Annotated in this window: 14 protein-coding genes; 1 reads left to right on the top strand and 13 read right to left on the bottom strand. The window is 45.6% G+C overall.

Going from position 1 to position 15,199, the window contains the following annotated elements; translation table 11 throughout:
• Positions 1-563: 563 nt before the first annotated feature.
• The 10 genes from AC1DPK_RS04495 to AC1DPK_RS04540 all read right to left on the bottom strand — a co-directional run bounded on the left by AC1DPK_RS04495 (position 564) and on the right by AC1DPK_RS04540 (position 10,764).
• On the bottom strand, positions 564-1,265 hold the full coding sequence (locus AC1DPK_RS04495) for a PIG-L family deacetylase (protein ID WP_477509458.1): 702 nt from the start codon (positions 1,263-1,265) through the stop codon (positions 564-566).
• A complete protein-coding gene (locus tag AC1DPK_RS04500) occupies positions 1,262-1,573 on the bottom strand; it encodes a DUF1806 family protein (protein WP_477509459.1) in 312 nt (103 codons plus the stop codon). Before AC1DPK_RS04500 ends, AC1DPK_RS04495 begins: the two co-directional genes overlap by 4 nt.
• 129 nt (positions 1,574-1,702) lie before the next feature.
• A complete protein-coding gene (locus tag AC1DPK_RS04505) occupies positions 1,703-2,158 on the bottom strand; it encodes a DinB family protein (protein WP_477509460.1) in 456 nt (151 codons plus the stop codon).
• Between the two features lie 191 nt (positions 2,159-2,349).
• Positions 2,350-4,434 carry a transglycosylase domain-containing protein gene (locus AC1DPK_RS04510; protein ID WP_477509461.1) on the bottom strand — a complete coding sequence of 695 codons (2,085 nt, stop codon included), beginning with the start codon at positions 4,432-4,434 and terminating at the stop codon, positions 2,350-2,352.
• A gap of 291 nt (positions 4,435-4,725) precedes the next feature.
• Entirely contained in the window at positions 4,726-5,796 is a 1,071-nt protein-coding gene (locus AC1DPK_RS04515) for a sulfate ABC transporter substrate-binding protein (protein WP_477509462.1), read from the bottom strand.
• 34 nt (positions 5,797-5,830) lie between these two features.
• Complete coding sequence (locus AC1DPK_RS04520) at positions 5,831-6,895, bottom strand: sulfate/molybdate ABC transporter ATP-binding protein (protein ID WP_076271051.1); 1,065 nt, start codon at positions 6,893-6,895, stop codon at positions 5,831-5,833.
• Positions 6,896-6,898: 3 nt separating this feature from the next.
• Positions 6,899-7,696: a sulfate ABC transporter permease gene (locus AC1DPK_RS04525; RefSeq protein WP_441879435.1), complete on the bottom strand. Its 798-nt coding sequence runs from the start codon at positions 7,694-7,696 to the stop codon at positions 6,899-6,901.
• Complete coding sequence (gene cysT / locus AC1DPK_RS04530) at positions 7,696-8,457, bottom strand: sulfate ABC transporter permease subunit CysT (protein ID WP_430057824.1); 762 nt, start codon at positions 8,455-8,457, stop codon at positions 7,696-7,698. Before cysT ends, AC1DPK_RS04525 begins: the two co-directional genes overlap by 1 nt.
• Before the next feature lie 288 nt (positions 8,458-8,745).
• On the bottom strand, positions 8,746-9,378 hold the full coding sequence (locus AC1DPK_RS04535) for a YigZ family protein (RefSeq protein ID WP_477509463.1): 633 nt from the start codon (positions 9,376-9,378) through the stop codon (positions 8,746-8,748).
• 36 nt (positions 9,379-9,414) lie between these two features.
• Positions 9,415-10,764 (bottom strand): glucose-6-phosphate isomerase, encoded by a 1,350-nt coding sequence (locus AC1DPK_RS04540; RefSeq protein WP_076271049.1) that lies wholly within the window; start codon positions 10,762-10,764, stop codon positions 9,415-9,417.
• Positions 10,765-10,936: 172 nt separating this feature from the next.
• Between AC1DPK_RS04540 and AC1DPK_RS04545 the strand changes: the two genes are divergently transcribed.
• Positions 10,937-11,836, top strand: coding sequence for an NAD(P)-dependent oxidoreductase (locus AC1DPK_RS04545; RefSeq protein WP_441879282.1), 900 nt, complete (start codon positions 10,937-10,939; stop codon positions 11,834-11,836).
• A 65-nt stretch (positions 11,837-11,901) separates the two neighbouring features.
• Here AC1DPK_RS04545 and AC1DPK_RS04550 read toward each other — a convergent pair whose 3' ends face one another.
• From AC1DPK_RS04550 to tkt, 3 genes are all read right to left on the bottom strand, one after another.
• The gene (locus tag AC1DPK_RS04550) at positions 11,902-12,423 is read right to left on the bottom strand and encodes a DUF420 domain-containing protein (RefSeq protein ID WP_477509464.1); all 522 of its coding nucleotides are present in this window, start codon (positions 12,421-12,423) and stop codon (positions 11,902-11,904) included.
• Positions 12,424-12,610: 187 nt separating this feature from the next.
• Positions 12,611-12,928: a pyrimidine/purine nucleoside phosphorylase gene (ppnP, locus tag AC1DPK_RS04555; protein ID WP_076271046.1), complete on the bottom strand. Its 318-nt coding sequence runs from the start codon at positions 12,926-12,928 to the stop codon at positions 12,611-12,613.
• 62 nt (positions 12,929-12,990) lie between these two features.
• A complete protein-coding gene (gene tkt, locus AC1DPK_RS04560) occupies positions 12,991-15,009 on the bottom strand; it encodes a transketolase (RefSeq protein ID WP_477509465.1) in 2,019 nt (672 codons plus the stop codon).
• Between the last annotated feature and the right edge of the window lie 190 nt (positions 15,010-15,199).

Consider the following 15,199-nt stretch of genomic DNA (forward strand, 5'->3'; position numbering starts at 1 on the left):
TGTTTTGCAAAATAAAGGTGTACCTGCAACAATAGGGCTTCGTTAACTAAGATATTCAGACCTTCGTAAAAAAGAACCTCAATTCTCAAAAAAAGGGATAAACCCTTTTTACTCGCTGCAAAAAAAGAAAAGCTATTTCCGTTATTATCCATCTTCCTCATGACAGATTCAATGGTACAAAATGATTAGGTTACCATTTACCTATCTCGACTATTTCCCAAGAAATGATCGAAAAACATCGATATATAAACGATTTTCTGTACTCCATTGATTCATCATTACCCCAGAAGGGTATTCAATATTATCAAACTCACTAAGGGAGTGATTCAAATGACGACAAGGCAACAAAATTTAGAGATTGAAGAAAGACATGTTGAAAAAAAATCAGATTCAAGTTTAGTGGCGTCTACATTCATCAAATATGCTGCCTACATTATTATCTTCTTCGGGGCTCTCTACTTTCTTGTTCGATATGTATTTCCAATGTTTTAAACAAAATAAAAACAGGCAGTCTTTCAGCAGATTAAGCTGCTTGAAGACTGCCTGTTTCGTATGTACGTTTTTTAAAAAAGATCATCCGCAGTTTTTGGGATCATTGTTTGATTTCCTTTTATAAAATACTCAAACTTGCCAAAATGCGCCAATGCTGCGCTGTCTGCTTCCCATACCCATTCGTCCATTTCGGTTTGACAGCGATGCGCACGAAACGCAGCAAGCTTAGCTTCTAACTGATGACGAACATCAATTTTGACAATGCCCTGCTTCGTGTAACCAAATCGTTCCGGAGCATTCATCATATCGCCGAAACTGATGAAATAGAGCGCACCCGGCTGCTTGCTACGGTGGAAAGCGGTAGTTGTTGCTTTACCAATTGCACAGTGATCAGGATGTCCGCCTAAAATTTCATGAAAAGTAAGGACTACATCCGGATTGATCTCATCCATGAGTACGCCTATTTTTGAGATGAGGCTCTCTGAATCGTAAAATTCAACCATCTTGTCACGGATATCAAAAAAAATAAGATTTTGAATGCCAAGTGCCTCGCAAGCGTTTCGCAGCTCTTTTTCCCGAATATCAGGCATAGTCTCTCGATTCACATAAGGCGGGTTTCCCATTCGACGTCCCATTTCGCCTTTTGTCGCACTTACAAGAGTAATTTCAACTCCCATGCTTGCATACTTTGCCAATGTTCCTCCGCAAATAAAAGACTCATCATCAGGATGCGCAAACACAGCTAATAGCTTTTTAACTGCTTTTTCACTCATTCCGGAAACGGCTCCTTTCCAAGCTGCAGAGCAACGTTCATTCTGCCTTTATCATCGTAACCCGCCAGTAATAGCTTCTCATCCACCGTTACTTCAAAATGGGTGAGTGCTTCTGTTCGCAGCCAGCCAAGCTCATCAAAGCGAAGAGCTATCCGGTATGAACCCTCACCAGCAATATGGGCTTCAGTGAGGCTAACCTTGAAGTTTCGGACAAAGACGAAAGAGGTCGCTTCACTATGAATATAAACTTCCTTGCCAATAAATGCTTGAAAAGCAGCGTTCAATTCTGAACTGTTTATTTTGATCATCGTCTCTTCATTCCTATTCTATAAATTTGATAGGAGTTGCCAAGTAGGAGGAGTTAATAAAAAGGAGGAGTTGCTTCATGAGACCAAAGGCCTGATGTATGAACTCCTCCCCTTATAATACAATTCCTATTATCTGCTTACGAAAAACGGCAATGTTTCGATGCCCAGCAAACGCAGATAAATGAACAATTGACCTTTGTGATGAATTTCATGATCCTTGCCATTCTCGAGCAAAACGATTCCAGCCATTTTCATGCCATGGAAGTCGATCTCTTTTTCCAATTGCTCATCCGATAAAGATTCAAGCAATGTTTTCGTTGAAGCGGTATCCGCTGCTACGATCGCTTTCAGCTCTTCAATCGTTTCAGCTTGTTTAGCTGTTGAAGGTGGCGTGAACACGCCGTTTTTTACCGTTTGTGCGAACATGTCCATTGATCCATTGATATGGAGAACAAGAGTTGACAACGACATTGCCTTTTCCCAAGGCTTATATTGGAGGTTTTCATTTTGTACAGTATCAAGCATAGCAAGCAATACTTTACGATGATTCAACCAGTTTGTAACAAATACATTCATTGTTGACATAGGATAATACTCCCCTTTTTCATTCGAAAATTAATTAACCATAGAAAAAATAGTTAATAGCCTATTCATTATACAATGGTTGTCCGACAATTGCATTTTTCCTGAATAAACTTCTATTATTAATAACTTGATCCTCCCTAGTTGGTGTTATTATTCCATCAATTCCCTTTTACATTATCACGCCCTATTCCTCAGTTTTTATCCTTATCCTTATCTTTATCCTTGTGCCTCTCTTTCTTTCTCTCTTTTTCTTTTTCTTTTTCTTTTTCCTTCTGTTTTTTTCTTTCTTCCCTTTCCTTTTTCCAATCTCGTTTCTTATCAGAATCATCATCTTTGTTCGATATATTATTTTTTTCTTTTTCCTTATCCTTCTTCTTCGGCAAAAAGTCTGGTGCCTTAGGAAACGGTATAACCGGCTCATCCTTTAATGCATCTGCGAATATAGCTTGAAAGACAACAGCCGCAGCCTTTGAGCTCGTCGACAAATAATGGCTGCTGTCGCTTTGATCGTACCCAAGCCACACCGCGCCTACAAGCTGCGGAGTGTAGCCAACGAACCAATTGTCCTTTGCGCCGTAGCCTGTCGTGCCTAGCATTTGTGTCGTTCCAGATTTCCCTGCAACTGGGCGGCCTTCAAGCATTGCAGCAGTACCCGTCCCATCCTTTATGACTCCCTCTAACATAGCTGTCATCGTTCGGGCAATTTCTGGCTCCGTTACTTTCACTCTGCCTTCACTCTGCTTGAATTCAGCCAGTACGCTGCCGTCTGCCGATTCGATGCGAGTAATGGTATGCGCATGATTACGAACACCGTCACTTGCGAATACGCCAAAAGCTTCGGCCATCTGAAGCGGCGATACACCCTCATGAAGACCGCCGAGCGCAAGCCCCAGCGAGCGATCCTCATCTGTCAGAGGAATGCCGAAACGCGCCGCCGCATCCATTCCTTTTTCAATACCCATTTCGTTAAGCAGCTTCACAGCAGGTATGTTGTAAGAGTTAATAAGCGCTTCATAAAGTGACACTCTGCCATGAAAGGAGCCGTCTGCGTTTTTTGGCTCATAGCCGTTAATATTGATCGGTTCATCAACTAGATCATCGCTTGGCTTATAGCCAAGCTCCAGCGCAGGCGTGTATACAGCGATGGGCTTGATCGTTGAGCCTGGTTGACGGCTTAGCTGCGTCGCTCGGTTAAAGCCGCGAAATGGCTGCTCTCCTCTGCCGCCAACCATCGCCCGAATTCCGCCGTCACGCGGATCAATCAGAACAGCACCGCTTTGAATGAGCTGGTCTGCAGCACTATTTGGGAATAGAGATTCCTTCGCATACACCTGTTCCGCCGACTGCTGCATTTTCGTATCCAATGCGGTATAGATTCGAAGTCCGCCCTGCAGCACTTCATTTTCCGATAACCCATATTGCGTCATYGCCTCACGAATGATCTGGTCCACATAATAAGGATAGTTGATATCATCTACTCGATTAGGCTTTGCGCTCAGTAATTTCACAGGCTCATGAATGGCCTTATTGTATATATCCTCGCTAATTAGCGCTTGATCCTTCATAAGCTGAAGAACCACATTTCTTCGATCAATCGCTTTTTCTAGATGTTTATAAGGAGTTAGGGCGGATGGCGCCTTGATTAGACCAGCTAGCAACGCTGCCTCCGCTACGCTAAGCTGATTTGGCTGCTTGCCAAAATACGTATGCGCCGCTCTATCGATTCCCCATGCTCCATCACCATAGTAGATCTGGTTGAGGTACTTCTCCATAATATCCTCTTTGCTGTAGCTTTCCTCAATCTTTTTCGCCAAAAGCAGCTCATCCCACTTCCGCGACCAGGTTCTCTCCTGCGACAAAAAGACATTTTTCGCGAGCTGCTGTGTTATCGTGCTTCCGCCCTGTACTGTCCCGCCTGATGTTATATTTGTCCAAATCGCTCGGCTAATTGCCCGCATATCCATTCCTTCGTGCTCGAAGTAACGTCTGTCCTCTACCGCAACAACGGCATCAACCATATGTTTTGGTATGTCTTCATAGGCAATCTCATCAATTTTATTGAAAGAAATACGGGTGGCTTCCGTACCGTGCTGATCATACAAAATCGTAGCTGCCGGCAGCGGCACCTCAAGCTGTCCAATATCCTGCTTGCCGATCAGGTAACGAAATGTCCCCCATCCGCCCAAAGCAACGATGATCAACAAAGCTATACTTATGATCAAAAAGTATTTAATCCTTTTCTTTTTCTTGTTCAATGTTTGAGTATTTTTCATCATTTCTCCCCCTTGCCCTTGCTTCTCTCGTTTCTACATCATTCGCAGCGGAGTAGCATTTTTAGTACGTTCGGCCCATGAAGTGCCTTTACGCACAAAAAAAGCCCGGAAACTTTGCCTGCTCCCCAGCATCTTTTAGACTTATTTTAACAATCGTAAACAAATCGCTCATATTTCGTTTAGTCGATGGCAGCATCATGCTTTCATCAAAAAAACCTCTGTGCTTTATGTCTCTCGTTTAAACGAGAGACATAAAGCACAGAGGTTTATTAAGAACTTTCCTCACACATCGTATTAAAGATCAGCGAGTACTTGATACCAGACACCTTTTTTGGAATAAAGGTTTTCTCTAACCTCAGACCAGCCGCCTAAGTAAGAAATGTCAAACAATCCTTCCGGCACCACATAACGGTCTTTCGTACCCTCAGCTACCTTCTTGTCTACGGAGCGGAATCCATGATCCACGAAAAGCCGCTGTGCCTGCTCCGTTTGCAAAAAGGCAATAAAAGCCTCGGCTACCTTGCGAACGCCATGCTTATCCGCATTTTTATCCACGATCGCTGCTGGATTCTCGATTAATATCGTGTCTTTTGGGACAACGATGTCATAATTGACGCCTTTCTTAATTCGAGCGAGCAGCTCATTCTCGTAAGTGACGATGACATCGCCTACACCATATTCGAAGGCTGCCATCGATGCGCGACCGCTCTTATCAAGCGATTCCACATTGGCATGGACTGCTTTTAGAAAATGCTTCGCATATTCGGCATCCTTTGTACCCGTCTGCTCCTCTGACTGCTTAAGGCCAGCGCCATATATGGCGTTAATGTCCCACTGAGCGCCGCCGGAAGTTTTCGGATTCGGATACAGCACCTTCACACCCTCGCGTGTTAAGTCATTCCAATCCTTAATTCCGAGCGGATTGCCGGTACGAGTCCCCAATACAACGATGGAGTTCGTGATCATGCCATTATTGCTCTGTGCCTTCCAGTCATGCGTAATGAAACCCGCCTTCGCTATTTTGTCGAGATCACCTTCCATAGCTAACACGGCAACGTCGGCTTCAAAACCTCCAGCGATCGCCCTGGCTTGCGTGCCTGAAGCCTCATACGATTCCTGAAATACGACCTTTTGCCCGGTTTCCTGCAGCCAATACTTTTGGAATGCAGGCAGCAAATCCGCGAAAGCATCCTTCACTACCGAATACGCACCGATTACAAGTGTAACATCGCCGTCCTGTACGGTAGACCCAGCCGCATGGTTACTCGTCTGCTCCTCTTTACTGCAGCCTGCCGATACGATCAGCATAACCGCAGCAAGCAGCAGCACGAGCATGCGCTGACTTGTTACCAGATTGATTTTCATATTCGCATACAACTCTTTCTACGTAGCATATTGGTTAAATATGAATAGGCATGGGGTCAACCTTCAGCTTATTTTCCGCAATCCAGCTTTCGTTGTCATTGAATAAATAAGCCCGATGGACGAGTACCCTTACCTCATCTCCGGGATGAAGCACTTCTTGCTCCAGCGAACGGTACGTAATCAGCTTCGTATCGCCAACAAGCAGCTCAACCATCCACTCGCTGCCGCGGAAATGCAGCTGTTTTACTTTACCGGCAAGCGTAGCTGAAGCCAGCTTGATCTCGCCCGGTTTGCCAATCTCAATATATTCAGGCCGGATAAGTGCTTTAGTGCCCGGACGGCTCGCTGCATCCTCAAAACCTTTAAGCTCCGCGATATTGTCTACAATAGTAGATTCGCCAATAAAGCTTGCTACAAACGGTGTCTCTGGATTTTTGTAAATGTCCCATGGGCTGCCTTTTTGCTCTAACTTGCCTTTGCTTATAATCATGATCTCATCGGCAACTTCAATCGCTTCCTCTTGATCATGCGTAACGAAAATCGATGTGATGCCGACACGCTCAATCATTTCTTTAAGCCATGTGCGAAGCTCGGTCCGGATCTTCGCATCGATAGCAGCAAACGGCTCATCGAGGAGCAGCAGCTGCGGCTCAGGCGCGAGCGCTCTAGCGAAAGCAACACGTTGGCGTTGGCCTCCTGACAGCTGATGGGCGTAACGATGCTCGAAACCTTTTAGCCCCGTAAGCTCTACCAAGTACATAACGCGCTCGCGAATTTGCTCCTTCGATTGCTTCTTCACCTTTAAGCCAAATGCGATATTGTCATATACGGTCATATGCTTGAAGAGCGCATAGTTTTGAAATACGAAACCGATGCCGCGCTCCTGCGGCGGAAGATCATTCACACGTTTGCCGTGGAACAGAATATCGCCTGAGGAAGGAGACTCGAGCCCCGCCAGCATTCGAAGTATGGACGTTTTACCACCGCCGCTCGGTCCGAGCAAGCCGATCAGATGACCTTTTTCGATTTCAAAGCTTACATCCTTCACTGCATGAAAATCGCCAAAGTTTTTATTCAAGTTCCGTACTTCAATATGCATGGCTTAATGCACTTCCTTTCGTTTTTTCGCCCATTCCATTAGCAGCAGCAGTCCAACTGAAAATGCCGCAAGAACTAGAGCCACGCCATTGGCGGCAACAACGTTAAAATTTTCAACATCTTGATAAACGAGTGTAGTGGCTGTTTGTGTTTTATTCATAATATTGCCGGAGACGACGAGTACAGCTCCGAATTCTCCCAGTGACCGTGCAACAGTCAATACTACGCCGTAGATAACACCCCACCGAATCGATGGCCAAGTTACTTTCCAGAACGTGTACCAGGAATAAGCGCCGAGCGTTGATGCCGCTTCCTCCTGCTGTGCTCCAATCTCCTGCAGCACGGGCATAACCTCGCGTACCATTAGCGGGAATGTGACGAACAATGTCGCTAAGATCATCCCTGGCAGCGCATAGACGATTTTGAAGCCCGCATCCTCAAACAATGCACCGATAATTGTATTAGGTCCCAAAATAAGAACGATCATCAAACCGCCGATAACTGGTGATACCGCAAAGGGCAAATCGACTAAGCTGTTAAGCAGCCGCTTCATCCTTTTCCCAATCCATTCGGCCCGGACGAGATACATTGCTAGCATAATGCCAAACAACGTATTTAAGGCTGTAACGACAACAACGATAATTCCCGTCATCATAAGAGCATGCAGCGACTGCGGCCTAGTAATGCCTTCTATAAAGCCGCTCCAGCCATCTGCCCAAGAGCCTGTAAAGATTTTGATCAATGGCGCGATGAGCAGCAATCCAAAAATAATATAAGTTAATGTAATCCACAATCTTCTCATCATAGGTCGCCCCTCCTGCCTTGAATGAGGTTGACCGTCCATAAGATGAGGAAGGATAGCGTGAGCAGCAGCACCGATACAGCGGCGGCTCCCTGCGGATTACTGCTTTCAATTTCTCCAAAAATATAAACGGAGGCAATTAACGTCTTGCCTGGAATATTGCCTGCAACGAGCACAACTGCGCCAAACTCCGCAATTCCGCGGGAGAAAGCCAGCATAGCGCCGCTCAAAATTCCTGGCAGCATCGTAGGAAAAATAACGCTAAAAAACGTTTTCGCGCGCGTTGCGCCTAGCGTATAGGCTGCTTCTTCCTCTGATTTATCCATTTCCTCAAGTAAAGGCTGAATGGCACGAATAACAAAAGGAAAGGTAACGAACAGCATAGCGACAACAATTGCCGGCTCATGGAACACGATTTCGATGCCAATCTTTTGGGCTAGGCCGCCTACTAAACTATTAGGCCCTAGCAGAAGCAAGATCATAAGTCCGCCTACTGCTGTAGGTAATGCAAACGGCAAGTCAACTAGACTGTTGAGCAAACGACGTCCGGGAAAACGGTAACGAATAAGCACCCATCCGATCATCGTCCCCAAAAACATATTGAGTATCGTTGCGATAACAGCCAACTTTACTGTAAGCAGCACCGCTTTCCAAGCCAGTGGATCGGATACGCTTTCCCAGAAAGGGGTCCATCCAAGCGAAAATGATTGCGTGTAAATGCCAACGATTGGTAAAATAATTAAGATGACAAAATAAAGCATTATGGTGCTTCGAAAACCAAAACTCCACCCTTTACCACGAAACAAAGCATTCACTGTGACTTTACCTCCAGACCATCGGCTCGTGCCGTAGGTGTAACAAAACAATTAAAAACATAATTCCTATTAAGATACTAGGTATTGATAATGTAGCATCCAAACTGGGATTAAGTCAATAATAAATTTGGAAATTCTTATTGCTTTTATAGCTTTTTCTTATGATTGTTTATTATACAAGCCTCTGAGTACAAAGAAGAGGAGTATCAGCCTAAGCCGATACTCCTCTTCTTCTTATTCGCCTTCAATATAATAGACCTTTTCTCCTTCAGAGAGGATCGCTTGTCCTTGTGTCAGATCGGTTACCCAAGCGATAAAAGTATCTGCTTCAGGCTCTTCCGGCAGGCAGCGCACGTTGACTCGATCGGTGAAATCCGTCCCGCCAACGCGTGTTCCCTTCGTATGAAGCTCATTTTCCAGCTTGCCATACCAAGTGTAGTCCACATCAACAAATACTTCGCGGTGAAGCACATTGACGATTTCATCTGCTGCTTCAATGCCAGCTACAGCACCATCCGTATAAGCTCTAACGAGTCCGCCTGCTCCGAGCATAATGCCTCCAAAATATCGCGTCACAACGACAGCTACATTTTTAAGCCCCTTATGCTTGATAACCTCGAGAATCGGCTTGCCCGCTGTACCGCTTGGCTCACCATCATCCGATGCCTTCTGAAACTGGTCTCGCTCACCCACCATATAAGCCGAGCAGTTATGGGTCGCCTGCTTATGCAGCTGCTTAATCTCATTGATGAATGCAACGGCTTCCTCTTCGGTTTCCACTGGCTTCGCATACCCGATGAAACGCGACTTTTTGATGACGATCTCTGCGCTAGCCTGCGACCTGACTGTTCTATACTTCTCAAGCATAGGCTATGACTCCCGTATACCGTTCAAGCCGGTTGATTACAGCCTTGCTTCCAGCTCGGCTTTTTCTTTCTCGAAGCCCGGTTTGCCAAGCAAAGCGAACATGTTCTTTTTGTATGCTTCAACACCCGGTTGGTCAAATGGATTAACACCCATCAGGTAACCGCTGATTCCGCATGCTTTTTCGAAGAAATACACAAGATAGCCGAATGTGTATGGCGTCATGTCTTTGATGTTGACGATAAAGTTCGGAACTTGTCCATCCGTATGAGCAAGAAGCGTTCCTTCAAAAGCCTTCTTATTAACGAAATCCATTGTTTTTCCAGTCAAGAAGTTGAGGCCATCAAGATCCGCTGCATCGTGTTCGATAGCGATATGCTCAGACACTTCTTGAACTTGAATAACAGTTTCAAAAATATTGCGGTTACCCTCTTGGATAAACTGGCCCATCGAGTGCAGGTCTGTTGAGAAATCTACAGCTGCTGGGAAGATTCCTTTGAAGTCTTTGCCTTCGCTTTCGCCAAACAGCTGTTTCCACCACTCGGAAACGAAGTGAAGCGATGGCTCGTAGTTAACGAGAATTTCAGTCACTTTACCTTTGCGGTACAGCGCGTTGCGTGCTGCTGCATATTGGTAAGCTTCGTTTTCTGCAAGATTAGGGTTGCTGTATTCTTTGGATGCGTCTGCTGCACCTTGCATAATGGATTCGATATTGATGCCTGCAGCTGCAATTGGCAGCAAGCCTACTGCTGTAAGCACGGAGTAGCGACCGCCAACATCGTCAGGAATAATAAACGATTCATAACCTTCCTCAGAGGAAAGCTTCTTCAGTGCGCCCTTCTCGCTGTCTGTCGTTGCGTAAATGCGTTTGCGCGCTTCTTCTTTGCCGTATTGTTTCTCAAGTGCAGCACGGAATACGCGGAATGCAATCGCAGGCTCAGTTGTCGTGCCTGACTTCGAAATTACATTAATCGACCAGTCGCGGCCTTCAACCAATTGCAAAAGGTGAGTCACATAAGTCGAGCTAATGTTGTTGCCGGCAAACAAAACTTGCGGTGTTTTACGTTGTTCTTTTGGCAAAATATTGTAGAACGAGTGCGACAGCGCCTCAATAGCTGCACGTGCACCAAGGTAAGATCCACCGATACCGATAACGATTAGAACTTCGGAATCCGATTTGATCTTCTCAGCAGCCTTTTGAATGCGAGCGAACTCTTCTTTATCGTAGTTAGTCGGAAGATCGATCCAACCAAGGTAATCTGATCCTGTACCTGTTCCGTTATGTAATTGCTCGTGTGCGAGACGAACGGATTCTGTCAAATAATCGATTTCATGCTGGCCAACGAATGCTAAAGCCTTGCTGTAGTCAAACTGAACTGTTTTGCTCATGTAAATGGAAACCTCCTAGAATGTTGTAAACCAATGTGGCTTCTACACCTGAAAATGCTTTTCAACTTAGCATCTACAATATCGGATTTGCCTTATAAAAACAAGCAACAAACGATGAAAAATTAATGAAGTGTCTGTATAATTAAACAAAAATCGATTCAAAGTGGAGGATATGATTATGAAGAAGATCGGATTTATCGGGTTAGGCGTAATGGGAATGGGAATGGCTGCTAATTTATTGCGCAAAGGATTTGAAGTTGTCGTTTATAATCGAACTCCTGGCAAAGCAGAGTCCTTGCTCGCCTTAGGTGCCTCCGAGCTTGAATCACCGGCTGACGTTGCGCGTGCTGCACAAATCGTCATTACAATGATTAGTAATGATGCTGCAATCCGTGAAGTTTACTTTGGCGAAAACGGTATTTTTGCAGGTGCTCGCGCAGGCATTACGCTAATTGACAGCAGCACGATATCTCCAACGCTTGCTAAGGAGCTTGCCGCAGCGGCGGATACTATTGGATCAGTATTCCTAGATGCGCCGGTTACAGGCAGCAAGCCAGCCGCTGAAGGCGGTACACTCGTATTTATGGCTGGCGGCGATGCAGGCAAGATTGAAGAAGTCCAAGACGTTTTGCTCGCTATGGGACGTAAAGTCATTCCAATGGGCCCAAGCGGCAGCGGCTCCATTGCCAAGCTCGCCCACAATACGATTGTTGGCATCAACGTTGTGGCACTTGCAGAAGGCATGGCGATAGCAGCAAGCGGTGGCATTGACGGCAGCTCGTTCGTCGAGCTCGTTCAATCTGGCGGTGCAGCAAGCAGGGCAGCTGAAATGAAGGGACCAAAGCTGCTTGAAGGCAATTACGACGTTCAATTTTCGCTCGAGCTGATGTTAAAGGATTTAAGGTTATCCTCTGCCCTCTCGGACAGTCTGCATGTGCCGACTCCTCTGCTGGAAGCAACGAAGAGCCTATTCCAAATTGGTGATGCAATGGGACTAAGCCAGCTTGATATGTCGAGCGTAGGCCAAGCTTACGAGCAATGGATCGGCCGCAAGCTTAGCGGACTGGATTAATTTAAAAAGGGGTTGTCCGCGTGTATGAATCACTGTGGACAACCCCTTTTTCATTGAAATACTGCTTAATAATATGGCGAGATCATTAAGTAAACAATTACGCCAGTAAGACTTACATACAGCCAAATCGGCATCGTCCATCTAGCAATTTTTCGATGCTTCTCCACTTTCATCTGCAGCCCGCGTACAACCGATATTAGGGCTAGAGGAACGACAACAATCGCTAGCAGGATGTGTGTAATGAGGATGAAGAAATAAATCGAGCGAAGAATGCCTTCTCCTCCGTATTTCGTTGATTCCGTTAGATAATGATACGCTACATAGGAAATTAGGAACAACGTTGTGGAGACAAATGCAGCGCTGATGAACGCACGGTGCATCCGAACATTTTTTTTCATAATCGCCGTTAGCGCTATGCAGAGTGCAATAAAAGTAAAGCAGTTAAAAATCGCATTCAGCAATGGCAAAATCGTTACGTCAAAGTGAATTTCTCCCTCGTACGCCGGCAGAAAAAACAAAACAGCTATCAGCCCGACAAGGACGATGGTTAAGATCGATATGAGCGGTGTATAGTTTCTTTCTTTCATCCAAAAAATCCTCCAGTCATGGAATACGGTGCATATAAATTAACTTTATCCGATTCTACACCTCAAAACAATTCGCTTTGAACAAGTTTTGTCACGAAATAACGAATATTATAAGTCAATGCTGCGAACGAACAAAAAAAGGGCTTCTTCGCCGAAGCGAAGAAGCCCTTTTTTCAATATTTAGTGCTTACTCGTAAATATACGAGCAGCAATAGTCCGAAACTTCAGCAACCTGAAGCTTGAATTTTGTRTTCGCAGGCACAGTGAATTCGCCTTCGCCTTGAATGTGCAGCCACTCGGTTTCACCAGGCAGAAGCACCTTCAAATCGCCAGCCAAAATTTCCATGATTTCAACGCAGTCTGTTCCAAACTCATAGTCACCCGGCAGCATGATGCCGAGTGTTTTTTTGGTGCCGTCAGCGAACAATACAGCACGGCTTGTTACTTTACCGTCGAAGTAAACATTTGCCTTCTTGACGATCGATACATTTTCGAATTGAGACATCGTAGACGTAATCTCCCTTATATATCGGATGCTAAAGCTTTGATGATCTGTTGAACAAGCTATTACAGCAATGCTTTCACTTTGCTAACAACGTTTTCGACCGTAAAGCCATACTCTTTGATTACGCGATCGCCAGGTGCTGATGCGCCGAAACGGTCGATAGCAAGAATATCGCCTTGATCTCCTGTGTAACGCTCCCAGCCAAATGGATGAGCCATTTCAATCGCAAGGCGGGCTTTAACTTCAGGAAGAATGACGGAATTTTTGTATTCCTTCGATTGCTTCTCGAACAAATCCCAGCTTGGCATGCTGACAACACGTACTTGAATGCCCTCTTCTGCAAGAGCTTTTTGAGCTGCTACAGCAAGTTGAACCTCGGAGCCCGTTGCAAGAATTTGTGCTTGCGGCTTGCCATCTGCTGCATCAGATACAACGTATGCGCCGCGGCGCAGGTTCTCATGAACACCGTTCACTGTGCCTTCAAGAATCGGCAAGTTTTGGCGAGTAAGCACAAGCGCTACCGGGTTGCCAGTGTTCTCTACAGCATAAGCCCATGCTGCGGAAGTCTCGTTGCCATCAGCTGGACGGATAACCGTTAGATCAGGAATAATGCGGATCGAAGCAAGCTGTTCAATCGGCTCATGTGTAGGACCGTCTTCGCCAACTGCGATACTGTCATGCGTCAATACATAAACAACAGGCAGCTTCATCAATGCAGCAAGACGAACAGCAGGACGAAGGTAATCTGTGAATACGAAGAACGTACCGCCGAATACTTTCAAACCACTGTGAAGAGCAATACCGTTCATGGCAGCAGCCATACCGAATTCACGTACGCCATAATAAAGATTGCGGCCATCGTAGCTGCCTGGTTTGAATTGTGTCAAACCTTTCAGATGAGTCATTGTCGAGCTCTCAAGGTCAGCAGATCCTCCGAAAATAGTCGGAACGTTTTTCGCAAGACCGTTAAGTGCATTTCCTGAAGCTACACGAGTTGAAACCGCGTTGTCCGCAGTTGTGTATGCTGGAAGGTCAGCGTCCCAGCCCTCAGGCATTGCGCCAGAGATAGCAAGCTCGAACTGAGCTGCAAGCTCAGGGAAAGCTTCTTTATAAGCTGCGAGGCTTGCATCCCACTGTGCATTTGCTTGCTCGCCGCTGCTTTTCACATCTGCAAAGTGAGCGCGAACTTCGTCAGGCACGTGGAACTGAAGCTCTTCAGACCAACCGTAAGCTTGTTTCGTCAATTTTGTCTCATCAGCACCAAGCGGTGATCCATGAGGACCAGCATGTCCGCCTTTGCCGCCTTTGTTCGGGCTGCCGTAGCCGATTACTGTTTTTACTTCGATTAAAGTTGGTTTGGATAGATCTGCTTGCGCCTCAGCAACGGCTTTGGACAAAGCATCTAGATCGTTTCCATCTTCTACGCGAAGCACTTGCCAGCCGTAGCCTTCAAAACGTTTTTGAACGCTCTCGGAATAAGAAAGGCTCAATTCGCCATCAAGCGAAATATCGTTGGAATCATATAGAACGACCAATTTGCCGAGCTGCAGGTGGCCTGCGAAGGATGCAGCTTCATGAGAGACACCTTCCATCAAGTCGCCGTCGCCGCAAATGGAGTAGGTGAAGTGGTTAATAAGCTCGTGGCCTTCTTTATTGTAAGTAGCGCCCAGCTGTGCTTCCGCAATTGCCATGCCAACCGCCATAGCGATACCTTGTCCAAGTGGACCCGTTGTTGCATCAACGCCAGCCGTGTGGCCAAACTCAGGGTGTCCTGGTGTTAGGGAGCCCCATTGACGGAAGTTTTTCAATTCTTCCATAGGCACATCATAGCCGGAGAGGTGAAGCAAGCTGTAAAGCAGCATAGAGCCATGACCCGCAGACAAAACAAAACGATCACGGTTTACCCAAGTAGGGTTCGATGGATTATGCTTCATATTTTTTGCAAATAATTGATAGCCCATTGGAGCAGCGCCCATTGGCATACCAGGGTGACCTGATTTCGCTTTCTCGATGGAATCGATCGCAAGTGTACGGATCGTATCGATAGAAAGCTGTTCAACCGACTTTTGTGTGACTGACATTACAATTTCCTCCTATGGTCTAAGCTTGTCTAATTTCATCTCGTTATATGGTTTCTAAAAACAACGATACAGCGTCATACCAGTACGCAATAACTTTGAATATTGTATCACTCTGCATGCTCGATTTCCATCAAAAAAAATAGATAATTCGCATAAAAATACAGTTCGTTGAATACAACAGTTTTATTAT

Source organism: Paenibacillus sp. 01T424, assembly GCF_056398745.1.